28 protein-coding genes and 1 pseudogene are annotated in these 21,506 nt (G+C 57.7%); 13 read left to right on the top strand and 16 right to left on the bottom strand.

The window, feature by feature from the left end:
* Positions 1 to 45: 45 nt before the first annotated feature.
* Genes AC2FLD_RS16035 through AC2FLD_RS16050 form a run of 4 tightly spaced genes read right to left on the bottom strand, consistent with a single transcriptional unit; the run spans position 46 to position 2,962 of the window.
* Entirely contained in the window at positions 46 to 948 is a 903-nt protein-coding gene (locus tag AC2FLD_RS16035) for an OmpA family protein (RefSeq protein WP_496670548.1), read from the bottom strand.
* The gene (locus AC2FLD_RS16040; protein WP_496670757.1) at positions 945 to 1,502 is read right to left on the bottom strand and encodes a peroxidase-related enzyme; all 558 of its coding nucleotides are present in this window, start codon (positions 1,500 to 1,502) and stop codon (positions 945 to 947) included. The genes AC2FLD_RS16035 and AC2FLD_RS16040 overlap by 4 nt, the downstream gene beginning before the upstream one ends.
* Positions 1,503 to 1,532: 30 nt before the next feature.
* Positions 1,533 to 2,243 (bottom strand): GNAT family N-acetyltransferase, encoded by a 711-nt coding sequence (locus AC2FLD_RS16045; protein WP_496670543.1) that lies wholly within the window; start codon positions 2,241 to 2,243, stop codon positions 1,533 to 1,535.
* On the bottom strand, positions 2,240 to 2,962 hold the full coding sequence (locus tag AC2FLD_RS16050) for a competence/damage-inducible protein A (RefSeq protein WP_496670539.1): 723 nt from the start codon (positions 2,960 to 2,962) through the stop codon (positions 2,240 to 2,242). The genes AC2FLD_RS16045 and AC2FLD_RS16050 overlap by 4 nt, the downstream gene beginning before the upstream one ends.
* A gap of 50 nt (positions 2,963 to 3,012) precedes the next feature.
* Here AC2FLD_RS16050 and sfsA point away from each other — a divergent pair, with 50 nt between their 5' ends.
* Positions 3,013 to 3,714 (top strand): DNA/RNA nuclease SfsA, encoded by a 702-nt coding sequence (gene sfsA / locus AC2FLD_RS16055; protein ID WP_496670536.1) that lies wholly within the window; start codon positions 3,013 to 3,015, stop codon positions 3,712 to 3,714.
* 175 nt (positions 3,715 to 3,889) lie between these two features.
* Positions 3,890 to 4,702: a type I methionyl aminopeptidase gene (gene map, locus AC2FLD_RS16060; protein ID WP_496670533.1), complete on the top strand. Its 813-nt coding sequence runs from the start codon at positions 3,890 to 3,892 to the stop codon at positions 4,700 to 4,702.
* Here the strand turns inward: map and AC2FLD_RS16065 are convergent.
* The 4 genes from AC2FLD_RS16065 to AC2FLD_RS16080 all read right to left on the bottom strand — a co-directional run bounded on the left by AC2FLD_RS16065 (position 4,690) and on the right by AC2FLD_RS16080 (position 7,387).
* Positions 4,690 to 4,869 (bottom strand): hypothetical protein, encoded by a 180-nt coding sequence (locus AC2FLD_RS16065; RefSeq protein ID WP_496670530.1) that lies wholly within the window; start codon positions 4,867 to 4,869, stop codon positions 4,690 to 4,692. The two genes, map and AC2FLD_RS16065, sit on opposite strands and share 13 nt — an antisense overlap.
* A 25-nt stretch (positions 4,870 to 4,894) precedes the next feature.
* On the bottom strand, positions 4,895 to 5,530 hold the full coding sequence (locus tag AC2FLD_RS16070) for an HAD family hydrolase (RefSeq protein WP_496670527.1): 636 nt from the start codon (positions 5,528 to 5,530) through the stop codon (positions 4,895 to 4,897).
* A gap of 88 nt (positions 5,531 to 5,618) precedes the next feature.
* A complete protein-coding gene (gene rsmD, locus AC2FLD_RS16075) occupies positions 5,619 to 6,179 on the bottom strand; it encodes a 16S rRNA (guanine(966)-N(2))-methyltransferase RsmD (protein ID WP_496670523.1) in 561 nt (186 codons plus the stop codon).
* Positions 6,176 to 7,387 (bottom strand): NAD(P)/FAD-dependent oxidoreductase, encoded by a 1,212-nt coding sequence (locus tag AC2FLD_RS16080; RefSeq protein WP_496670520.1) that lies wholly within the window; start codon positions 7,385 to 7,387, stop codon positions 6,176 to 6,178. Before AC2FLD_RS16080 ends, rsmD begins: the two co-directional genes overlap by 4 nt.
* 99 nt (positions 7,388 to 7,486) lie before the next feature.
* Here AC2FLD_RS16080 and AC2FLD_RS16085 point away from each other — a divergent pair, with 99 nt between their 5' ends.
* From AC2FLD_RS16085 to AC2FLD_RS16100, 4 genes are all read left to right on the top strand, one after another.
* Positions 7,487 to 7,972, top strand: coding sequence for a peroxiredoxin (locus AC2FLD_RS16085; RefSeq protein WP_496670517.1), 486 nt, complete (start codon positions 7,487 to 7,489; stop codon positions 7,970 to 7,972).
* Positions 7,973 to 8,073: 101 nt separating this feature from the next.
* Positions 8,074 to 8,319 (top strand): glycine zipper 2TM domain-containing protein, encoded by a 246-nt coding sequence (locus AC2FLD_RS16090; RefSeq protein WP_496670515.1) that lies wholly within the window; start codon positions 8,074 to 8,076, stop codon positions 8,317 to 8,319.
* A gap of 11 nt (positions 8,320 to 8,330) precedes the next feature.
* Positions 8,331 to 8,678: an EF-hand domain-containing protein gene (locus AC2FLD_RS16095; RefSeq protein WP_496670509.1), complete on the top strand. Its 348-nt coding sequence runs from the start codon at positions 8,331 to 8,333 to the stop codon at positions 8,676 to 8,678.
* Positions 8,679 to 8,702: 24 nt separating this feature from the next.
* The gene (locus tag AC2FLD_RS16100; protein ID WP_050605114.1) at positions 8,703 to 9,011 is read left to right on the top strand and encodes a hypothetical protein; all 309 of its coding nucleotides are present in this window, start codon (positions 8,703 to 8,705) and stop codon (positions 9,009 to 9,011) included.
* Here the strand turns inward: AC2FLD_RS16100 and AC2FLD_RS16105 are convergent.
* From AC2FLD_RS16105 to AC2FLD_RS16120, 4 genes are read right to left on the bottom strand one after another with little or no spacing between them, the layout of a single operon-like run.
* Positions 9,008 to 9,301, bottom strand: coding sequence for a 4a-hydroxytetrahydrobiopterin dehydratase (locus AC2FLD_RS16105; RefSeq protein ID WP_209505128.1), 294 nt, complete (start codon positions 9,299 to 9,301; stop codon positions 9,008 to 9,010). The genes AC2FLD_RS16100 and AC2FLD_RS16105 overlap by 4 nt on opposite strands.
* Positions 9,298 to 10,485 (bottom strand): GNAT family N-acetyltransferase, encoded by a 1,188-nt coding sequence (locus AC2FLD_RS16110; protein ID WP_496670506.1) that lies wholly within the window; start codon positions 10,483 to 10,485, stop codon positions 9,298 to 9,300. Before AC2FLD_RS16110 ends, AC2FLD_RS16105 begins: the two co-directional genes overlap by 4 nt.
* A 45-nt stretch (positions 10,486 to 10,530) precedes the next feature.
* Positions 10,531 to 11,301: a glycerophosphodiester phosphodiesterase family protein gene (locus tag AC2FLD_RS16115; protein WP_496670503.1), complete on the bottom strand. Its 771-nt coding sequence runs from the start codon at positions 11,299 to 11,301 to the stop codon at positions 10,531 to 10,533.
* On the bottom strand, positions 11,298 to 11,753 hold the full coding sequence (locus tag AC2FLD_RS16120; protein WP_496670498.1) for a RidA family protein: 456 nt from the start codon (positions 11,751 to 11,753) through the stop codon (positions 11,298 to 11,300). Before AC2FLD_RS16120 ends, AC2FLD_RS16115 begins: the two co-directional genes overlap by 4 nt.
* 291 nt (positions 11,754 to 12,044) lie before the next feature.
* Here AC2FLD_RS16120 and AC2FLD_RS16125 point away from each other — a divergent pair, with 291 nt between their 5' ends.
* The gene (locus tag AC2FLD_RS16125) at positions 12,045 to 12,860 is read left to right on the top strand and encodes an MlaA family lipoprotein (protein ID WP_496670495.1); all 816 of its coding nucleotides are present in this window, start codon (positions 12,045 to 12,047) and stop codon (positions 12,858 to 12,860) included.
* On the top strand, positions 12,850 to 13,449 hold the full coding sequence (locus AC2FLD_RS16130; protein ID WP_050605120.1) for an MlaC/ttg2D family ABC transporter substrate-binding protein: 600 nt from the start codon (positions 12,850 to 12,852) through the stop codon (positions 13,447 to 13,449). Before AC2FLD_RS16125 ends, AC2FLD_RS16130 begins: the two co-directional genes overlap by 11 nt.
* A 98-nt stretch (positions 13,450 to 13,547) precedes the next feature.
* Here the strand turns inward: AC2FLD_RS16130 and fliP are convergent, their stop codons facing one another.
* The 4 genes and pseudogenes from fliP to fliF all read right to left on the bottom strand — a co-directional run bounded on the left by fliP (position 13,548) and on the right by fliF (position 16,735).
* Positions 13,548 to 14,276, bottom strand: a complete 729-nt coding sequence (gene fliP / locus AC2FLD_RS16135; protein ID WP_496670490.1) for a flagellar type III secretion system pore protein FliP — start codon at positions 14,274 to 14,276, stop codon at positions 13,548 to 13,550.
* Complete coding sequence (locus AC2FLD_RS16140; RefSeq protein WP_496670487.1) at positions 14,276 to 14,563, bottom strand: FliM/FliN family flagellar motor switch protein; 288 nt, start codon at positions 14,561 to 14,563, stop codon at positions 14,276 to 14,278. The genes fliP and AC2FLD_RS16140 overlap by 1 nt, the downstream gene beginning before the upstream one ends.
* Positions 14,556 to 15,152 carry a FliH/SctL family protein gene (locus tag AC2FLD_RS16145; protein ID WP_496670484.1) on the bottom strand — a complete coding sequence of 199 codons (597 nt, stop codon included), beginning with the start codon at positions 15,150 to 15,152 and terminating at the stop codon, positions 14,556 to 14,558. The genes AC2FLD_RS16140 and AC2FLD_RS16145 overlap by 8 nt, the downstream gene beginning before the upstream one ends.
* A pseudogene (gene fliF, locus AC2FLD_RS16150) lies at positions 15,152 to 16,735 on the bottom strand (flagellar basal-body MS-ring/collar protein FliF). The gene AC2FLD_RS16145 and the pseudogene fliF overlap by 1 nt, the downstream one beginning before the upstream one ends.
* A gap of 285 nt (positions 16,736 to 17,020) precedes the next feature.
* Between fliF and AC2FLD_RS16155 the strand changes: the two are divergent.
* From AC2FLD_RS16155 to AC2FLD_RS16175, 5 genes are read left to right on the top strand one after another with little or no spacing between them, the layout of a single operon-like run.
* Positions 17,021 to 17,350 (top strand): flagellar basal body-associated FliL family protein, encoded by a 330-nt coding sequence (locus tag AC2FLD_RS16155; protein WP_496670480.1) that lies wholly within the window; start codon positions 17,021 to 17,023, stop codon positions 17,348 to 17,350.
* A gap of 9 nt (positions 17,351 to 17,359) precedes the next feature.
* Positions 17,360 to 17,842 (top strand): hypothetical protein, encoded by a 483-nt coding sequence (locus AC2FLD_RS16160; protein WP_496670477.1) that lies wholly within the window; start codon positions 17,360 to 17,362, stop codon positions 17,840 to 17,842.
* Entirely contained in the window at positions 17,839 to 18,423 is a 585-nt protein-coding gene (locus tag AC2FLD_RS16165; RefSeq protein WP_496670474.1) for a MotE family protein, read from the top strand. Before AC2FLD_RS16160 ends, AC2FLD_RS16165 begins: the two co-directional genes overlap by 4 nt.
* Before the next feature lie 44 nt (positions 18,424 to 18,467).
* Positions 18,468 to 19,337 carry a flagellar motor stator protein MotA gene (gene motA, locus AC2FLD_RS16170; protein WP_496670470.1) on the top strand — a complete coding sequence of 290 codons (870 nt, stop codon included), beginning with the start codon at positions 18,468 to 18,470 and terminating at the stop codon, positions 19,335 to 19,337.
* Positions 19,334 to 21,472, top strand: a complete 2,139-nt coding sequence (locus AC2FLD_RS16175; RefSeq protein WP_496670466.1) for a hypothetical protein — start codon at positions 19,334 to 19,336, stop codon at positions 21,470 to 21,472. Before motA ends, AC2FLD_RS16175 begins: the two co-directional genes overlap by 4 nt.
* Positions 21,473 to 21,506 lie beyond the last annotated feature (34 nt).

The following is a 21,506-nucleotide window of genomic DNA, read 5'->3' on the forward strand; positions in this document are numbered from 1 at the left end:
TAAAAGTGCGGGTCTTTTTTTGCCTTCAGGCTTGGCTGCACCTGCTCAGTTGACCAGCAACACCGCCTCGACCCGGCGATTCAGGTCGCGCCCCTCGGGCGTTGCATTCGACGTGATCGGAGACAGATAGCCCACGCCCTGCGCCTCGATCCGGTCGGGGGCCACACCATGGGCTTCGATCAATCGGGTACGTACGGCCTCGGCCCGGCTTTTGCTGACCGAGATATTGGCCTGCAACGCACCGGTGTCGTCAGTATGCCCCACCAAAGCCAACCGCGTGTCCGGGTTGTCGGCCAGATACCCGGCCAGCAGGGTCAGCGAGCCAAACGGCCCCTCACCCAACGCCACCTCGCCGGTTGGAAAATGCAAATCATCCAAGATCACATGTCCTGCGCGTGTCAGGGCCTCGAGTAATCCGCCCGAGCCTTCGACGGCCTGTTCGATCACCACCGGATCCGGGTCAGGCGCATCCTGCGGCGACACGCGGATCAACTGGACATAGCCATCCGGCGGGTTGCGGCTGACAAGCAGGCTGAGCGCAACAGGTCCCTTGGTGGCGGACAGAAAACGGTAATCCTGAATGGCGACATACATGTCGGGTGTCGGCACGACTTCGGTGCCAAATCTGAAGTCGAAGCCGCCGCAAGTTCGCGCCTCGCATTCGAACAGAATCTTGTATCCCTGCGCCTCGACCTGATCGCGCAACGGGGCCAAAAGTTGCAGGGTGGTACTGGACCCTGCCTGAAGCCGCCATGTGAACCGTTCGACCCGACCCTCATACGTATCAGCAGGTACAACGCCATTGGCATAAACCCCTGTTGGCAGGTCATAACTGTCCAGCGGCGACGTCCGGTCGCTGACCTGGCGTGCACTTGCTGGCAGGGTCAGATCCTGCGCCAGAACCGGACCTGCCAGAAGCATTGAAACAAGGGCTGCGGCGCGGATCATCGAAACTGTGCGTGATATTCTTCGTTGGGCACCATTGCGGTCGCGCTGGCCACCCGGTTGGACATGTTGAAAAACCCGGTGACATTGGCAATGTCCCAGATGTCCCGGTCGGTGAACCCGGCATCGCGCAGCTTCTGGCGGTCTGGTTCCTCTATCTCGGCACTGGAAGTGGTCATCTTTGCAGCGAAGTCCAACATCGCACGTTGGCGAGAGTCTAGCGGCGCGACGCGATAGTTCATCACCAGCATCTCACCCAATTGCGGATCGCCCGAGAGCTGACGTACCGCTGCGCCATGCGCGACCAAGCAGTAAAAGCACTTGTTGATCGACGACACCACCACGGCGATCATCTCTCGTTCCAGCTTGGACAAGCCGCTGTCGGCCAGCATCAGGTCATTATACATCGCCGTGAAGGCGTTCAGCTTGTCGATATCAAACGCGTTGGCCTTCAACACATTCGGCACCATGCCCAGCTTTTCGACACAGATATCAAAGTACTTCTGCGTTTCCGGCGGCAAGGGATCGACCATGGGCAGGTTCAGCGCGGTGGGCATGTCATTCTGTGTCACGGCGGCCTCTTCAGTTCACTCAAGGTGACGGTAATGGTATTCGCCCGCAAGCTCCATCCCGAGCGTGCGATAAAGACCGTTGGCACCTTTGTTGGCTTTGGTGCAGATCACGCTGAGGCTCTGCGCACCATGATCTCGCGCCCAGATTGCTGCCGCGCGCATGGTCCAGTTGCCCAGCCCTTGGCGGCGGTGATCGGGCAGGATTTCAAGCGCGTGGACCATCGCAACATTCCCATGCATCGCGACAAAGGCCACACCGCTGGGTTTATCGTTGTGGCGCAGCAACAGACTGGTTTTGGGGCCCTTTGCGCGCGCCATCACTGCCTGCCGTTTTGGCCCGATCCCGGCCGAAGACCAGATTTCTCGAATGATCTCAAGCGGTTCCCAGACCGCAAACACCATGATCGAAGGGATCGGTTGATCTGTCAACCGAGCGACCGGGCAAGCATAAATGTTGACCGGATCCAGAATACTATACCCACGACGCGCCAACTGAACATCCAGCGCCTCGTCCCCGGGGCGCAGGCAGAAAATGCGTTTCTGCCCCATGGCAAGCATTGCCGCCTCAGCAGCGTCAATATCCGCTTCGGTGGCGGAGCCCAGCGCATTGGCGGCAGACACGCGTGACCCGCCGCCCTGCCCTTCGCGCAACTGAAATGGGCCAAGCGCCTGATAACGTGCGGCAGGCCATGTGCCGTCGACTATATCCGCCCAGTTGGGACTCAAAGCTCCAACTCTTTCGCAAGACGGGTCATCGCGGCATCAATCTGTCCACCATCAGTGCCGCGTATCACAACATTGGCGCCGAAGGCCCCGTTAATCTGGAACGGGTAACAGCCGATGGACAAGTCGTTGAACTCTTCGGCTAAAACGGACAGGTTTGCCGCAATATCGCCCTCGCCCCGATCCACACGCAGAGTTTGCGACAGCAAGGGGCTGCCACCGGTCAGTGTTGGCAAAACGCTGGCCACCATCGCCTGAAAGACCGAAGGCACACCTGCCATCACATGCACGTTCGCAAGGGTAAAGCCCGGTGCCGTTGAGACCGGGTTGTCGATCAGCGCCGCGCCATCCGGGATGCGGGCCATGCGCAGACGGGCGGCGTTCAGCTCCAACCCAGATTTGTCGTAATGGGCCTGCAGCAGCGCCCGCGCGTCATCCCGTATGTCTATTGGCGTGTCAAAGGCACGTGCGATGCAGTCGGCGGTGATATCGTCATGGGTCGGGCCGATACCGCCACTGGTAAAGACGGTGCCATAGGCGTCAGATAGCGCTTTGACCGCCGCTTCGATAGCGGGGGCGTCATCGCTGACAATGCGCACTTCTTTCAGGTCAATGCCGTGCTTGGTCAGTTCCTGCGCCAGAAAGTGCATGTTGGCATCACGGGTGCGGCCTGAGAGGATTTCATCCCCGATCACCAACATTGCTGCGGTTGGATTGGCCATAGCGCTCTCCCCTCTTGATCGTTCTCAGGGGCAGGTATAGGCCCTGAACCATGCGTTTTGAAACCCCTCTTGTCCCCGCCCGCCTGATCCGTCGCTACAAACGCTTTCTGGCCGATTGCACGCTTGAAGATGGGCGAGAGGTTACAGCCCATTGCGCCAATCCCGGCTCGATGATGGGACTGGCCGAACCAGGCGAGAAAATCTGGCTGGAGCCCAATGACGATCCCAAGAAAAAGCTGAAATACGGCTGGCGGCTGGTTGATCACGAGAACGGGCATTTCACGGGGGTCGATACGTCGGTTCCGAACCGGGCTTTGCGGGCCGCCCTAGATGCGGGTGAAATCCCCGAACTTGCCGCCTATGACACCGTCCGGCCCGAGGTGAAATACGGCGAAAACAGCCGCATCGATTTCCTGCTGACCGGGCCGGGCCTACCGGACGCCTATGTCGAGGTCAAAAGTGTTACCCTGTCCCGCCAACCCGGCCTCGCCGAGTTTCCCGATAGCGTCACGGCCCGTGGTACCAAGCATTTGGGAGAACTGTCGACGATGGCCGCGCAAGGACACCGGGCGATCATGCTGTATCTGGTGCAACGGACGGATTGTGACCGGTTTGCTCTGGCTGAGGATATTGATCCGGCTTATGCGTCGGCGTTTGACACCGCGCAAGCTCAGGGAGTTGAACGGTTGATTTACGGGACGCGCATTTCGCCGGGGGGTATTTGCGTGGATGATGCACGACTGGCCGACTGAGCAGGGATTCCGCAGGCCAAACCTCGTTTGACGCTAAGGTTGTACAGCCCTTGAACTTAGCCCTCTAAACGCCATTTTCTTTCGTTGAATCGCCCCGCGACCCCGCACCCTCTGGAACTTTCTGCACAAGCAGCGTAAAAGGAATGCTGCGCGCAACATATGGAGCTTAGCGTCGATGAAAGAGCATCGTGGCCGCCTGACGAAAGACGGCATTCGCATCTATGAACAAAGTGACTTCGCCGGGATGCACGCGGCGGGCGCTTTGGCGGCGCGGATTCTGGATGATATCGCTGGGCATATCTTTCCCGGCCAGACCACCGGCGCGATTGACGGGCTGATCACACAGATGGTCGAAGACGCCGGCGCAATCTCGGCCACCATTGGCTACAAGGGCTATCAGCACGCCAGCTGTATCAGTGTGAACCACGTGGTCTGCCATGGCATTCCCGGTGAGAAAAAGCTGAAGGATGGCGATATTCTGAATATCGACGTGACCGTCATCGTCGATGGCTGGTTCGGCGATACATCGCGCATGTATGTGGCAGGCAAACTGCCGCGCAAGGCGGAACGGTTGATCCAGGTGACCCATGACGCGCTGTTCAAGGGCATCGAGATGGTCAAGCCCGGCAACACATTCGGAGACATCGGCCACGCCATTCAGGCTTTTGTCGAAGCGCACCGGATGAGCGTTGTGCGTGATTTCTGTGGCCACGGGCTGGGCCGCGTGTTCCACGCTCCGCCGAACGTGCTGCACTATGGCCGTCCGGGCACTGGCGCGGTTCTGGAAGAGGGTATGTTCTTTACCATCGAACCAATGGTGAATCTGGGTCGTCCGGAAACCAAGACGCTGGCCGATGACTGGACCGCCGTGACCCGCGACAAGTCGCTATCGGCGCAATTCGAGCATTCGGTGGGTGTCACGGCGGACGGGGTCGAGATCTTTACGATCTCGCCGGGCGGCAAGTTCCACCCGACCTATTCCTCCTGATCGGCAACCTGTTCACGCAGGAGTTTCAGCAACAACGTCTCTGATCCCCACGGGGTAACTGCGTCGTGGATGAAAACCGGTGCACGCATCGGTTTAGGCGGCGGCCCTGTCGTGCTGTAAGTGTCCTGCGAGAAGGCCCAGAGCGGAGGTATGATGGCGCGGTCCATGTGCCAAACATAGCATGATTGTCGCTCAGAGTCCCAAAAGCTTGGGCACTTGAGACATCTGTGTAAAGACCTCGGCCCCGAGTTCCCTCAACCGCTCGCCCCCGCCATGGGGCGCATACCCCAAGCAGCGCATATTCGCGCGGATGGCCGCCGTCACACCGCTTGGGCTGTCTTCGATCACGATCGGAGACGCAGCACCCAACTGTCGGGCTGCAGTCAGAAACAAGGTCGGATCAGGCTTGCCCACTCCGATTGTCTCAACTGAGAACATAACGTCTTTGAAACGGTCCCAAAGCCCGTTCTGACCCAAGGTGACCTTCATCTTGGACAATGTCCCATTCGAAGCCACGCAAAAGGGCAGGCTCCTGCGATCGAGCAGCGACAGAAGATCAGGGATGCCATCAACCAGGGGAACGCCTTTTTGCAACAACGCGTCCGTCTCTGCGTCCAGTTCGGCAATCCAGTCGGCTGGCAGGTTCGCCCCCAACTCGGCGGCCTTTTCCTTGCACTTCACCGTTGTCAGCCCGACAAACAGGGACATGCACTCCGGCAACGTCAGATGCAGGCCATAGCCCGCGAGGTTATCGACCAATGCCTGATTGGACAGAACCTCGCTGTCGACCAGAACGCCGTCGCAATCGAAAATCACCAGATCGTGCATGGGAACCTCTGCCAGTCTCAGGTGAGCCCTACACCTTGGCGTAATGCGGGCGCAATCCAACCGTCGGCATCAACCCGCCCGGTGTGTTTCAGTCTGAAGCCTGATGCCACATCAATGAGATATACGTATCTCCATAGCTGCGTGAGTCATGCAGGACGAACCCTTCGGGCGCGGTCATTGGGCTGTTTTCCTCCCATACGATCAACGCGTCATCGGCCAGCCAATGGCCTTGCAGGGCAGCAGCCAGCGCCTTCTGGCCCAAAGCTTTGCCATAGGGCGGGTCAAGGAAGATCAGATCATACGCCGCGCCGGAATTGTCGCCCAGCCGGGTCGCGTCACGGCGGATCAATGTCGTCTGGCCTGTGCTGCCAGTGAGGTCGATATTCTTCCGGATCAGCCCCTGCGCGACACGACCGTCATCAACGAAAGTCACATGCGCTGCGCCGCGCGACAGAGCCTCAAGCCCCAGCGCCCCGGTGCCTGCGAACAGGTCCAGCACACGCAGACCGTCAAAATCGATCTGATGGGTCAGTACGTTGAACAGGCTTTCGCGAACGCGGTCGGTGGTGGGGCGCAGATGTGCGCCCGCATCCCCTTTGCCGACCGAAGCCAAGGCGCGGCCTCGAAACTCTCCGGCGATGATCCTCACGCCTTGAGCAGCGGCTTCAGATCCGCTTCCGGGTCGGCCACGATGGCCGGGTCGGCCGTCTTGCCTGCATCAATCAGGCGTTTGCCGACCATATAGGCGCGTGGATCGTTCATTGCGTCCACCGCTATCAACTGGTCGCCCTTGTAATACCAGAAGGACACGGTTTGCCCTTCGCCTTTGCGGGTCACAACGCGGTCATATCCGGTGTTCAACCCGGCGATTTGCAATTTGACATCATACTGGTCTGACCAGAACCATGGTGTCGCCACATAATGCCGGGCCGCGCCCAGCATGTTCTGCGCCACGATCTCGGCCTGATCGATGGCGTTGGGCACGCTTTCAAGCCGGATCCGGCCTTCGCCATGCGGGAACGAAGCACAATCGCCTGCCGCCCAGATCGAGGGGTCCGATGTGCGGCCATGGGCGTCGGTCTTGATACCATTGTCCAGCTCAAGCCCCGCCATCTCGGCCAGTTGGGTTGCGGGTGCGATGCCCACGCCAACCACGACGAAATCAACCGCCAGCTCGGTGCCGTCGGTCAAAACGGCTCCAGTGACCTTGCCGTTTTCGCCAAGCAGCCGATCCAGCCCAACACCTTCGCGAATGTCAGCGCCATAATCGCTGTGCAACGCGCGAAAATAGTCGCTGGTCTCGGGTGCGGCGACCCGTTGGAGGATGCGATCTGCCATCTCGACCAGAGTGACATTGACCCCGCGCTTGGCGCAGACAGCAGCGGCCTCAAGCCCGATATAGCCACCCCCCACGATCAGCGCGCGGGCACCTTCTGTTACCTTAGGCTCCATATCGTCGATATGTGCCAGGTCGCGCACCACATGGACGCCGTCCAGATCACCGCCTATCGCGGCTGGCAGGCGGCGTGGATCAGAGCCGGTGGTCAGGGCCAGTTCGTCGTAGGAAATGACTTCATCCCCCAACGTCACGGTCTTGGCTTGCGGGTCGATGCCCGTCACGCGCTGGCCCAGACGCAGGGTTATGTTGTTTTCGGCGTAAAAACTCTCGGGTCGCAGGAACAGGCGCTCCAGCTCCATGTCGCCCAACAGGTACGCCTTGGACAAAGGCGGGCGCTGATAAGGCAGATGCGGTTCAGCCCCGATGAGGGTGATGCCCCCCTCGAACCCATCCTTGCGCAGACGCGCCACCAACGATGCGCCCGCCTGACCGGCACCTATCACGACAATATGGCTCATGTTTTGCCCACCTTGCAGATTTCTCGTGGTCACTTTCTGTCGACCACCTATATTGCGGCTAAGCCCAATTCTGCAAATCCAAACGACAGGAGCTGAAAAATGATTTCAACAGGAGATGCCCTTCCCGAGGCCACACTGATCCAGATGGGGGCGAACGGTCTGGAAGAGGTTCGGATTTCAGATAAGACCAAAGGGCGCAAAGTGGTCATATTCGCAGTGCCCGGTGCTTATACCGGCACGTGCACCACGGCACATGTGCCAAGCTTCATGCGTACGAAAAAACAATTCGACGACAAGGGCGTGGACGAGATCATGTGCCTGTCGGTCAATGACCCTTTCGTGATGCAAGCCTGGGGTGAATCCACCGGCGCGACCGAAGCAGGATTGACCATGGTGTCAGACGCGGCCTCGGAATTCACCAAGGCCATCGGCATGGATTTTGACGCGCCACCTGTAGGCCTGATCGCCCGATCCAAACGTTATGCGATGCTGGTTGAGGATGGGAAAGTCACAGCGCTGAATCTGGAAGAAAACCCCGGCGCCTGTGAAATCTCAGCGGGTGAAGGCCTGCTGGAGGTGATCTGAGTTTTGCTGGCCCCGGTCTGCCCGGGGCCACTTGTTCTCAAATTAACTTGAAGCACCGCCCCAATGCGCGAATACTCGTCGCATAACTTGGGGAGATTTTTATGAAGCTTAGGGTATTTTCACTCATCTTAGTCGGCACAGGCCTTGTGGCGGCCTGTGGACCAGCGCCCACCCCGCAGCAACAAGCCGCACGACAGCACGAGATTGCATGCCTTGGCGGCACGCTTGGCGGCGCGTTGATCGGTGGTGCAATCGGCAACCAGTTCGGCGGCGGATCGGGCAAGACGATCCTGACCGCAGCAGGCGCCGCCGCTGGCGGTTTAGAAGGCCAGAGATTCGCGTGCTGAGGAGGTTGAGCATGACACGGACAATAATCATACTCGCAACCGCATTTCTGGCCTCGGCCGCCCATGCGGAAACTGTGGCCGAGCTGCATGAAAAAGAGCTGAACGCCATTGACGCAAACAATGACGGCTTCCTGTCCAAAGACGAGTTCAACGCGTTCTCGGATTATGCGTTTCAGACCATGGATGAAGACAAAAACGGCACCTTGGGGCTGGACGAGGCCAAACCGTTTCTGGACATCAAGCAATTCCAGAATGTTGACCGCAACAAGGACAGCTTTATCTCAAGAGCGGAATATGATGCTCAGATGGATGAAGATTTCAACACGGCGGATCAGGATGGTAACGGCCAACTGGATTAAACCTGCCGCGGACAGGAGCTTGGTATGAACAAATGGATTGGCTTGGGCGCACTGGCACTGGTTGCGGCCTGCGATGTTCCGCAGGCACCCGTGGTGACGGGGCCGGACGGTCAGGCCCGTATTCAAATCAACCTGTCCGGGCTGACCTGTTATGAAAATCGGTGCCTGGACATCAACCCGAGCGCGCGGAGCGTGCGTCAGATCGGGAACAAGACCACGGGTATCCCAAGGTCCATTGACGTCAGCGACGGCACCGTGACACCTGCCGAGTTCAGGCAGATGGGCACTACAGCATCCCTTGCCGGAGGAGAAGGTTCAGGCAACGATCGCTAGCACAGGCTGTCCATCTTACGGGCCAGCTTGGCATCCAATGACGACAGGCCGCCCACATCGTGCGTAGACAGAACAACCTCGACGGTGCGGTAAACGTTGAACCATTCGGGGTGGTGATTCCATTTCTCAGCCCAGATCGCCACTTGTGTCATCCAACCGAATGCGTGCACGAAATTGTCGAAAATGAAGGTCTTGGTGATTGCATCGCGGCCTTCAACCATGGTCCAGCCGTTCTTGAACAGCGGATCCAGCAGCGGGCCACGGGTTTCGGTCGACAAAAGTTCAGTCATTGCTGTTCCTCCGGGTTCGATTTCCTGAACGGACCGTAGTCCGTTAGAATTTCGATCTCTTCTCCCACTGCGCGGCCTTCGGCGTCCAGATATTTTTTGACCGCATCGGCAAAACCCGGATCGCCAACCCAGTGCAAGCTATGCGTGCGCGTTGGCAAATACCCCCGCGCCAGCTTGTGTTCGCCCTGTGCGCCCGCCTCAACCCGGGCCAGACCGTGGGCAATGGCAAAGTCTATCGCCCTATAGTAGCACAGTTCAAAATGCAGGCAGGCATGATGTTCACTGCAACCCCAATACCGGCCAAAAAGCGTTTCGCGGCCTATGAAGTTCAACGCCCCCGCAATGGCATAGCCATCCCGTTCCGCCAGCACCAAGGCCATGTCATCCGCCATAGTTTCCTGCGCAATGTCAAAAAACTGGCGCGTCAGGTAAGGCGAGCCCCACTTACGGGCGCCGGTATCCTGATAGAACCGCCAGAACGCGTCCCAATGTTCAGGGCGCAGCGCATCCCCGGTCATAGTGCGGATGTCTCCGCCAAAGTCATTGGCCTGCGCCCGTTCCTTGCGGATGTTCTTGCGTTTGCGCGATGACAAAGCGGCCAGGAAAGCGTCGAAATCTGAATAGCCATCATTCAACCAGTGAAACTGCTGCGAACTGCGCAGCATCAAACCCATCTGTTCCCCGGCCAGCGCCTCATCCTCGGCACAGAAGGTCGCGTGAACCGACGATATCTGATTGTCCGCCGCCAGTTGCACCGCGCCTTGCACCAAGGCCGACATGCCGATCCGCTCGTACCCCGGACGCACCAGGAAACGCCGCCCGGTTGCCGGGGTGAACGGCACCGCGATCTGAAGCTTGGGGTAATAGCGCCCGCCCGCGTTTTCATAGGCATGGGCCCAGCTATGATCGAAGATATATTCGCCCTGACTGTGAGATTTGGCGTACATCGGCGCCGCCGCGATCAGGATCCCGTCAAGATAAGCAGTCAGATATTGCGGCTGCCAGCCTGTACCACGCCCAACGGACCCGCTTTCTTCCAGCGCCAGTAAAAACCGATGGGTTGTAAATGGATCAAGAGGTCGGCCGCCATCAGCGGTCTCGGGGCAGGCGCAGGCATCCCACTCTGCCGCAGAAATCTGCGACAGAGCGCCCAGTACCTGAATTTCGATCTGTGCCTGATCCATATGTCCTCCGCGCCAGTCCTTTATCTGTGACAGCACAGAGCAGGTTCAAGCCGAATGCGTGGCCAGATACCCTTCGAAGGTCACATTGTCGGCAACCTTGCGCGCCTCTGCCTCTTGTTCAGGCGACCGGATTGTCCAGCACAGGATTGGCACACCGCGCGCTTTCAACTCGGCCACGCGTGGGCGCGACAGGTCGGCAGCCTCGTGACTGATGAAGCTGGCATTGGTGCTTTCGAAATCCGGAATGTCCCGCAGATGTTCGCGGACGGCTTGCGGCAACGGCCAGTCGTCTGCCCTAAAAGCGCAGGTTACGATCCCGCAAGGTAGATGCGGGGCCAGACGTGCAAGCTCAGCGGTCGAGTTCGGGTTGAACGACATAAGAGCCAGCGGACCTTTGTAGCCCGACAGAATGCGCACGGCCTCTTGCTCCAACGGGCCGATACCGGTGCCCATGGCGCCGTCCTGATCTTTGAACTCAATAAGCAACGGCACCTGCCCGGCGACAAGATCCAGCACTTCTTTCAGTGACGGGATACCTTCGCTGTCGGAATGCAGCAAAGGAACCGCCAAGGCCTCGGCCCCGGTGATCTGCTGGATCGCGCCGGTCTGCCCGGTCAGACGCTTGAGGTCATAGTCATGAAAGACCATCACCTGACCATCCGCGGTCAGTTGCAGATCAATCTCGATCCCATACCCTGCATCAATCGCGGCCTGAATGGCAGCGCGACTATTTTCAGGACGGTTGTCCGAAATATCATGCAACGCCCGATGCGCAATCGGGCGTTGAAGAAACTCTGACGGCAAGCTGGGTGTCATTGGACTTCGAAAATCCCTTCGATCTCGACCGCGACGCCCAACGGCAGCGACGCGGCACTGACGGCCGAGCGCGAATGACGACCGGCATCGCCCAGCGCCTCGACAAGGAAATCGGATGCGCCGTTGATCACTTGCGGCTGCTGGGTGAAATCCGCAGTCGAATTTACAAAACCGGTCAGTTTGATCACGCGCACCAGCTTTTCGATGTCGCCGCCACAGGCTGCCTTGACCTGCGCCAGCAGATTGATCGCGCAAACCCGTGCCGCCGCCGCACCGGCTTCGACATCCATGTCATCACCCAGTTTGCCGGTGATCAACTCATCTGTTTTCGAAATCTGACCCGAAACATAGACGATATTGCCCATACGCACGAAGGGTACATAATTGGCGGCCGGCGCGGGCGCATCATCCAACCTGACACCAAGGCTTTCCAGCTTTGAAGCGATGCTCATTTGAGAGGGTCCTTCCCTAGATTCAACTGCGCCGGACGCTAACCGGGAAGAACCGTTTGGGAAAGTCGAAATCCGGTACTTGCCGATCTGCCTGCGATCTAAGCGTTTCTTTACTTATTACGACCTATTGATCCGTGGTCACTTTACCAGCCCCCGGCGGTCAGGTTACACGCAAGGTATTTCATTTGAGACCCGAAACGACTATGTGACAGAACTTGTGCCACCCCAGCACGTTGATATTGATTAAATGTCCGGCGGACCATGTGCCGGGCCACTTGGGAGAAGCAAAACGTGCCTCGCAGATTGCGCCTGAAACATCTTGTCATCCTATCATGTATGGCCGTTCTGTCCGCCTGCGCATCCACGCCGCCCGAAGGGGCCACGCGCGATGACGTTTTTGATCCTTATGAAAACAACAACCGGGCGATCCACAAATTCAATCTTGGCGTGGACCGGTTTTTGTTCCGCCCCGCCTCGAAAGGCTATGTGAAAATTGTTCCCGACCCGATGGTGACAAGCTTCAGCACCTTTGCCGAAAACATTTCGCTGCCGGGTCAGGCCGTTGATTACCTGCTGCAAGGCAATCCGAAGCAAATGGGTAACGCCTTGCTGAGATTCGTGATCAACATGACCGTGGGCGGCTTTGGTCTGTCTGCACCCGCGGACGAGTTGAACCTGCCGCCAGTGGATACCGATTTCGGCGAGACACTGCATGTCTGGGGCGTGGGCGAAGGCGCATATGTTGAACTGCCCTTCTACGGCCCGTCGACCCAACGGGATGCGATCGGGGTTGTGATCAACCTGTTCTCGAACCCGATCAATTTCACTCCGGTGCGCCCCGCCGATAACATTGGCGTCTATGCCGAGATCGTGCGCCGCATGGGAGATCGCGGCCGGTTCTCGGATACGGTCGACTCGATTCTTTATGAAAGTGCAGACAGTTATGCGCAGGCACGCCTGATCTTTCTGCAAAATCGCCGCTTTGAACTGGCAAGAGATGACGAAGACGCCTATCTGGATCTGTATTCTGACCCCTATGCCGAAACCGGGACAGACCCGGTCAGGGACCCCTTTTTAGACCCCTACGAGGACCCCTATGCCGAATAACGAGTTGAACCGCCGCCATTTCATCGCCTCAGGCCTCGCGTTGGCCCTGCTGCCCCTGCCCGCCTTGGCGCAGACCGAAGCCGCTGCCAAAGCGCTGGTCAACAGCGTTGTTACAGACATCAATCGGGTGATCGATTCCGGCAAATCCGAGAAGGCGATGCTGCGTGATTTCGAGAAAATCTTCGTGCGATATGGCGATGTGCCGATCATGGCACGCTATGCGCTGGGGGCAGATGCCCGCACCGCCAGCCCCGCCCAGTTGAAACAGTTCACCAATGCGTTTCAGGGCTATATCTCGCGCAAATACGGTCGCCGGTTCCGCGAATTCATCGGCGGCGAAGTCAACGTGCGTAACGCGCGCAAGATCAAGGCAGGATATGAGGTACGGACCCTGGTCAAGCTGCGTGGATCGTCCCCGTTCGATGTGACATTCCTGGTGTCGGACAAATCGGGTCGCGACAAGTTCTACAACATGTTCATCGAAGGCGTGAACCTTCTTCTGACCGAGCGCACCGAAATCGGCGCAATGCTGGATGCCCGGAAGGGGAATCTGGATCAGTTGATCAAAGATCTGAAAAAGACGGGCTGATACATTTGTTGAGTTTGGAACGCCCCAAACTGAAACCCTGAAAAGCTAATGTGAGGGGTCAGAAACGTCTGGTCCCTTTTTGGTGGCAAACGTCTAAATTATGGCAAATAGCTGCGCACTAACGCGCCAGCGATCAACGCCCACCCGTCCGCAATCACAAAGAATGCCAGTTTGAACGGCAGGGATACGATGGCGGGTGGCACCATCATCATACCCATCGACATCAACACCGCCGCCACAACAAGATCGATGATCAGAAACGGCAGGAAAATCAGAAATCCGATCTGAAAGGCCCGCGCTATTTCGGACAGCATGAATGATGGCATCAAAACCGACAAAGGCGCCTGCGCCGACAATTCCATCGCTTCGCCACCAGGTCGCAATGCCGCCATTGCATAGAACGTATCAGCGTCCAGCCGCGCCGCCATGAAACCCCGAAAGGGTTCCAGTGCCCGTTCCAGTGCGGGCTCAACCGCTAGCGTTTCTTCCATCATCGGACGGATGCCGGTGTCCCACGCCTCGGTGAACACCGGATCCATGATGAAATAAGTCAGGAACAGCGCCAAACTGACCAGCAGCATGTTGGGGGGCGATTGCTGCAGACCGATCCCCTGCCGCAGGATCGAAAGTACCGTGATCAGAAACGGGAAGCAGGTAATCATGATCGCCAAACCCGGCGCGATGCTCAGCACCGTGATCAGCAAGATCAACTGTATAGTCCGGGCCGAGATCGACCCACCTTCGCCCAGCGACAAAGTCACGTCCTGCGCAATGGCAAGCGAAGGAAACAGCGTCATCGCCAGAGCCAGCCAGATCGCGCAGCGCATCAACCGATCCCGTTTTGAAGATCGGCAATTTCGGTCAGACGCACAGCCAGTTGTCCGGCCTGATCGCCGTCCATCTCTTCCAGCAACCCACGCGCCACCAACTGATCCCCAACGTAAAGGTCAACCGGGTCCTCGATCCGTTTGTCCAGGGTCAGCACCGCATTCTCGCCCATGTTCAGCAAGTCCCGGATCAACGGGCGGGCGCGGCCTACCGAAACGGTCACTTCGATCGGAACCGATTCAAACGGGTTGGGCTTTTCAATTTTCGGGGTCTGAGTGTCATTCATTGGACAAAGCCTCTCTTGCCTCAAAGACGTAAGCGTCAAAAATCTGTGCAACGGTGGTCAGCAAGGCACCGCAATCCACTTCGCGCCCGCTGGTGCCGACCTGCAACCGCGCCTGCCTGGACCCAAGGGCGGGATCTTCGATCACGCGTGGGACTGGATGCATGTCTGTCGGCAAAAACGCCTCGACATCTTCAACACGCCCCGTTGGCACCATAATCTGCATCGGTTGATCCATCTGCGTCCGCGCCATCTGGCACAGCTGTTCAACAAGACGGGCGGCGATGCCACGGTCTACTATCTCGGGCAGAACCGTCTGAACCAGGCTTTCGAACATGGGCTCCAGCGACAGCGTCATCCGGGTCATCGCTTCGTGATAGGTGAAGGACATGTCCTCCAGCGTTTGGGCGAGCTCTGTCGAAATCTTCCCACGGCTTTGTTCCTGCGCTTGAGAGGCATCTTCCCACCCGGCTCCATACCCGTCTTCGAAGGCTGAAAGCTTCTGTTCCTCCAGCATTTCCTCATCCAGAAACAGAACCGTTCCGGTGTTGGTCTGAGCGGTGAAGTCCTCAAGTAGATGGGCAATTGACATCACACCTGCTCCTCGCCTTCTTCAAGCCAGCTGCGCAGGATCTCGACGGTTTCTTCCTGCTTGTCCCCGATCATTGTCCGCAACCGCTCGACCGGGTCTTCGGCGGTTTTTACACCCAGCGCCGGAACGCCTCCGTCATGAGGCAAAGGCGCGAAACCTGCCGCGTCATCAGTCGCGATTTCTCCGGTCAGCACAGAAGATTCGCCACCTACGCCGTCAGTGGGGGGCAACAGTGCCGGTGCCATTGCGGGTTTCATCAGGATCGGTCGGATCACGAACAGTGCCAGCACCAGCGAAACCGCAGCCAGTACCGCCATCTGGATCAGAGACATCGCGTCCAGATGAATGTTTTGCCACAGCGAGGATGACACCACGGTGCCTTGTGGGTCTACTGTGGGCAAATCCAGAGATTTCAGAGTGATCACATCCCCCCGCGCCGCGTCGAATCCCACGGCCGAAGCCACCAGTTCTTCGAGCGCATCCAGCTCTGCCTGCGGCAAAGGCGCAAATGTTTCAGCACCCGAGGCATCCACTGTCCGCGTCCCGTTCACCAAAACAGCAACCGTCAGACGTTTGATCGCACCGGGTGCTGTGTGTACCTCAAGCTCTGTCTCAGAGACCTCATAATTCACCCGCTCACGTGTTTGCGTGGCGGTGGAATTGGACTCGTCGCCTCCGGCCCCATCCCCATCGGGCAGGTTCGATGCCACCGTGACATCCGAAGACTGATTGCGAGCGCTGTCCGAGCGTTCCTCGACATCCGTGCTGATCGCCACACGACCCTTGGGATCAAAGCGCCGCTCGCGGATCGATTCTGTCTTGGTCTCCGTATCCACGCTGACCTCGACCACCGCATTGCCGGTTCCCACGCGCGCTTAGACCAAACGCAGAACACGTTCGCGCAGTTGGCGCGATTTATCATCCGCTGTATCCGCGGCCACAGCCGTGTCCTGCCCACCAATCACGGCTCCGCTCGAATCGATCACAGTCACGTTTTCGGGCGTAAGCCCGCTCACGGCAGAAGCAACGAGGAATCGGATAGCCTTGGCCTGATCGCTGGTGATGTCAGCCCCCGACGGCACCAAATATACCGAAGCCGTGGGCGCGACACTGCGCTGAAACGGGTTCGCCGAACCGTTTGCGATATGCACACGTGCCTGACTGACATATGGGCTGCCGACTATTGTACGCGCCAGTTCACCCTCTTTCGCGCGCCAGTAAGCGGCATCGAACATCTGAGATGTGGTGCCAAACCCGCTTAGTGAATCAAGTAGCTCATAGCCCTTGTTGCCGTTTGCAGGCAGGCCTTCACTGGCCAAGGTCATCCTCAATTCGTCGCGCTGCGCGCCTGGAACATAGATGGAGCCACCCCGAATCTCATAGGTGACGCCGCGCTGATCCAATGCGCGCACGATGTCTCCTGCGGCACCACTTTCTAATCCTGCATACAGAAGCGTCATCGACGGCGCTGTCACAAGGCGGGACATTCCGAGAATTCCCAAAAACACCAGCACAACCGCGCCGGCAACGATGATTTGTTTACGCCCGTCCAAACTTGCCCAGACAGTTCCGATCTGCTGCACGCTCACCTCCGACTCGCCGACATTCTGCCCGGCGCACCCCCTGTTTGGACGATTGCCCTTAACAATCGGTTAGTCCCTGGCCGGTTATGAAACGACAGAACGGATGAATGAGGACGTCATGACCGACGCAACGGCTGAACAGGCGGAAACCCCTGATAAAAAAGGAAAAAGGGAATTCTTATAGGACTGATTCTGGCCGTTTCTGGTGCCGCGGGCGGGTATTTTCTGACCTCTTCGGGGCTGATTCCACTAGGTGGCAAAGCCGCTGAAGAGGCAAGCCAGGATATGGAAAAAGAAAAACCGGTCAAAACGCTGGCTGATGTTGCATTCATCGATTTGCCACCCGTGATAGTATCGGTGAACTCAGGCAACTCGCGGCATTTGAAATTTCACGCGCAGCTCGAAGTTAACGCCCCGTACATGGCTGATGTGGAAAGAATGCAACCACGAATCATGGATGTCCTGAACGGATACCTGCGGGCCGTCGAACTGCAGGATCTTGAGGACTCGCTGGCGTTGATGCGCATCAGGGGTCACTTGCTAAGGCGCATTGGAATCGTCGTTGGCGAGGGTCGCGTTCGCGATGTGCTGGTGATGGAATTTGTACTGAACTAGGAGGCAAAATTGGAGCTGATTGCGGATATTCTGCTGGTCGCCGGTGCGTTGGGCGCGGGTCTGTATTGCTTTGTTCTTGCGCGCCGTCTCAAGCGGTTTAACGATCTTGAAAAAGGCGTCGGCGGTGCCGTGGCCGTGCTGTCAACACAGGCTGAAGAATTGCGGAAGTCGCTGGAAGACGCGCGTCGTGTCTCAGATCAGTCCGGAGATCAACTCAAGGCGTTGACACAGCGAGCAGAAGCTGTGGCGCAGCGGCTGGAACTAACGATGGCCTCGATGCATGACGTTATTCCCAAGGAAAACACAACGCCTGAAGCGATAGAGCCTGCTCTTCCCGACACGCAGCCAGAAGGGCCAAAGACAATCGGGCGGGACGACACTGCAGAAGCAGCTGATTCCAGTTTGTCCGAAGTGGAGGAAGAAGAAATCAAGGCGCCAGAGGGCCTGATGTTTTTCCGACACGACCGCAAACAAGGTGAGGCACAGGCATGAACCGCCTACGAGCCGCCCGAAAAAACGTCCGCCCGCGCGGCGGCGTGCTTGCGGTGATATCCTTGCTGATGATCGGTTCAGCCGCCATTCGAATTGGTTTGGAGGCCGGACCGGCCCTGGCAAAACCGGCAAAACCAGAGACCTCGACAAGCAATCCCGCTGCACCCGAGGCATACGACATACAGGTTCTTATTAGCACGCTTTTACGCCGGGAGGAAAAAGTAAAACAGCGCGAAGACGCGCTACACGAACAGGAAAAGGCGGTGGAGATCGCAAGCCAAGCCATCGAAACGCGGCTGGTCGCGCTTGAAGAGGCAGAAGAGTCGTTGCGCGCCACCCTGGCTGTTGCAGTCAACGCGGCTGAGAATGATCTAACGCGCCTGACAGATGTTTATCAGACCATGAAACCCAAGGACGCAGCAGCATTGTTTGAGACCATGGACCCAACATTTGCCGCTGGATTTCTGGCACGGATGCCGCCCGACTCTGCGGCCGGGATCCTGGCGGGTCTCAGCCCCGAAGTCGCCTATACGATTAGTGTTGTTATGGCAGGTCGCACTTCCTCGGCCCCACTGGAATAGCCCGTGCTTCCCATTCTTGCGCACCACCTAGTCGGAGATGTCAAATGATTGGAATTATTGGAATTGTCGTCATTTTCGTGATGGTTTTCGGCGGCTATCTGGCTGCTGGTGGCAAGATGACCATCATTCTGAAGTCGCTTCCGTTTGAAATGATGATGATTGGCGGTGCCGCCGTTGGTGCCTTTCTGATCAGCAATGACATGGGCGGTGTAAAACACACGGTCAAAGATATGGGGAAGGTCTTCAAAGGTCCGAAGTGGAAACCCGAAGACTATCGCGACCTTCTTTGCCTTTTGTTTTCGCTGATCCGTATTGCACGCGCCAATCCGGTCGAGGTCGAGCAACATATCGAAGACCCCGAAAACTCCAGCTTGTTTTCTACCTATCCCAAGATTCAAGCCGACAAGGAAGCGGTCGATCTGATTTGTGACACGATGCGTGCTGCCGCAATGAATTATGATGATCCGCACCAGGTTGAGGAGGTTCTGGAAAAGCGGATGGAGGCGAACTTTCATCACGCGATGCACTCAAGCCACGCCTTACAGACAGTAGCAGACGGCTTGCCCGCGCTCGGGATTGTGGCGGCGGTTCTGGGGGTGATCAAGACCATGGGTTCAATTGATCAACCACCCGAGGTACTGGGCAAACTGATCGGTGGCGCCCTGGTGGGCACGTTCTTGGGGGTTTTTCTGGCGTATGGTCTGGTGGGTCCCTTTGCTGGAAAGTTGAAAACCGTGGTCGAGGAAGACAATCACTTCTATCAACTGATCAAGGAGGTTCTGGTTGCAAACCTGCACAACCACAATGCCGCCATGTGTATTGAGGTCGGACGCCAGAATACGCCGACGCATAACCGCCCAGGGTTCTCCGAGCTTGAAGAGGCGTTAAAAGACCTCAAGCAGGCTGCGGCATGAAACATCTTGGACTTCTGACCGCGGTTTTGATCATGGCGGTCACTGCAGCGGCCGCGCAAGACGTGACGGTTCGGTCAGGTGAGCATGACGGCTACACACGTCTGGTCTTCAACGTGCCACCGAATACAGAATGGGCGCTGGCCCAACGCAAAGACGGCGCACGATTGACGGTGGATTTGGACGGCGTGACATTTCGGACAGGGTCGGTCTTCAGTAGATTAACGACAAATCGGCTTGAATCGCTGTCGCAGGCACAACCCGGTGGCGCCTTGGAACTGGAATTTGGGTGCGAATGCGTGGCTTCGGCCTTCCTATACAGAGGTTCGATGATCGTGCTGGACGTCGCGCCAGGCGAATTCCTGCCCCCGCTGCTGGCTGACCTTCCACCGCCGATGACACGGCAGCCGTTCAAAGCGGTATCTGTTTCGAATACAGACGCACAAATGGCCGGGCTTGACCTGCCGCTTCTCAAGCATGAATTAAAAGACCAGCTTTCCAGCCGTTTTCTGCAAGGTGCCGACCGCAAGCTGCTTGATTTACGGCTGGCGCCGGTTGGACCGCGCAACTCCACCCCGTCCAACACGGATCCGCTGTTGACCGATCTAAGTTGGAATATGCGCCTGACCACGGTGCTTGACGATCTGCAGGACGTGTTGAATTCCGAGGTGCTGCAACTCGAAAGTAATGCAGTCTGTATCTCGACAACCGAATTGGGCTTCTCAGAGTGGTCCACTGCGGAACCTTTTGTCACGCAGGTGTCTTCTCTGCGCACCGCACTTTACCAAGAGTTTGACACTCTCGACGAAGAAAAAGCCCTGGAACTGGCAAAACTTTATGCGTCCCATGGCTTTGGAACTGAAGCTTTAGCTATCTTAGGCTTGTCCCAAGCGGGTGCTGGTGAAGCTGAGCGCATTGAGGCGATTGCTCGGCTTGTGGATGAGACACCGGTGCAATCATCCAATCCGTTCAGCGGCTTGCAACGATTCGACAGCGATGCGGCGCTGTGGGCCCTTCTCTCTGAAAAATTGTTGACCTCCGATGCCGATGTTGAAGCGATCGAGCAGGCTTACGCAGGATTGCCGGATCTTCTTCGCCGCCGCTTCGGTACGCGGCTTTCCCAAATTCTCGTCGAAGGACATGAATTGGAGGCCGCCCGCAGAGTGATACGTTCGGTCGACCGCATCGAAAAAAGCAACTCACCCAGTACGACACGCGCCAAGGCCATAGTTGCCGCAGCCGAAGGCGACCACACGCGGGAAGAGGAACTTCTGACCGAGGTGGTTACGTCAACCGAAGCCACACCCGAAGCGCCGGTGGCGTTGGCCCGTTTGGTCGAAAAGCGCTGGACCGAACGCCAATCCGTTTCTGCGCAGGAACTTGAACTGGCCGCGTCCTATGCGGTCCAGTATCGGCGCTCGGATCTGGGCCCCATGATGGCCCGCACCCATGCGATTGCGCTGAGCCTAAGTCAGGACTTCGATCCCGCATTCGACATCATTCTGGAGCTGGCAAACGGGCAAGATAGGAACCGCGCGTTCAACCGGCATCTGCATCTGTTGTCAGAGCGTTCAGATGACGTGACCTTTTTGCGCCAGACAATTCACCTTATGCAGATGAGCAAAACACCAGCCCTGACCACAGACACCGCAATCGCATTGGCTGATCGACTCACCACGCTCGGTTTTGCGGATCAGTCATTTGCTCTGGCAAACAGAGCTGACGACCAGACGCATCGGGCTGAAAGGGCCCGTTTACGAACAAGGGCAGCCCTGATGTCGGGACGTCCCCACCAAGCTCTGCTTGAACTGGCCGAGGACGACTCAGAAGAAGCTTTAGCTTTGCAAGCGCAGGCCTTGGACATGGCACTGGACTTTTCGACCGCAGCCGAGATCATGCGGAGTTTGGGGCAAGGCGAAGCGGCCAACCGCTTGTTCTGGCTGGCGGGATCGTCGGCCGATACGGTTGACCCGCCGGATGGGAAATATGCGACCCTTAATCGAACAGCCCAAGCCCTGTTCACCCCTCCAGTGCGGCAATTCGAAAAGCCATTACAGGACGCCGAAGAATTGCTTGAAAACAGTGAAACGACACGACAGAAAATCGCCGAGATGTTCAATGCAATCAATTCAGAGTGACACGCGCTTCTAGCGCACCGTGGTCAATAGGACT

Source organism: Ruegeria sp. CDSA021, from assembly GCF_059612325.1.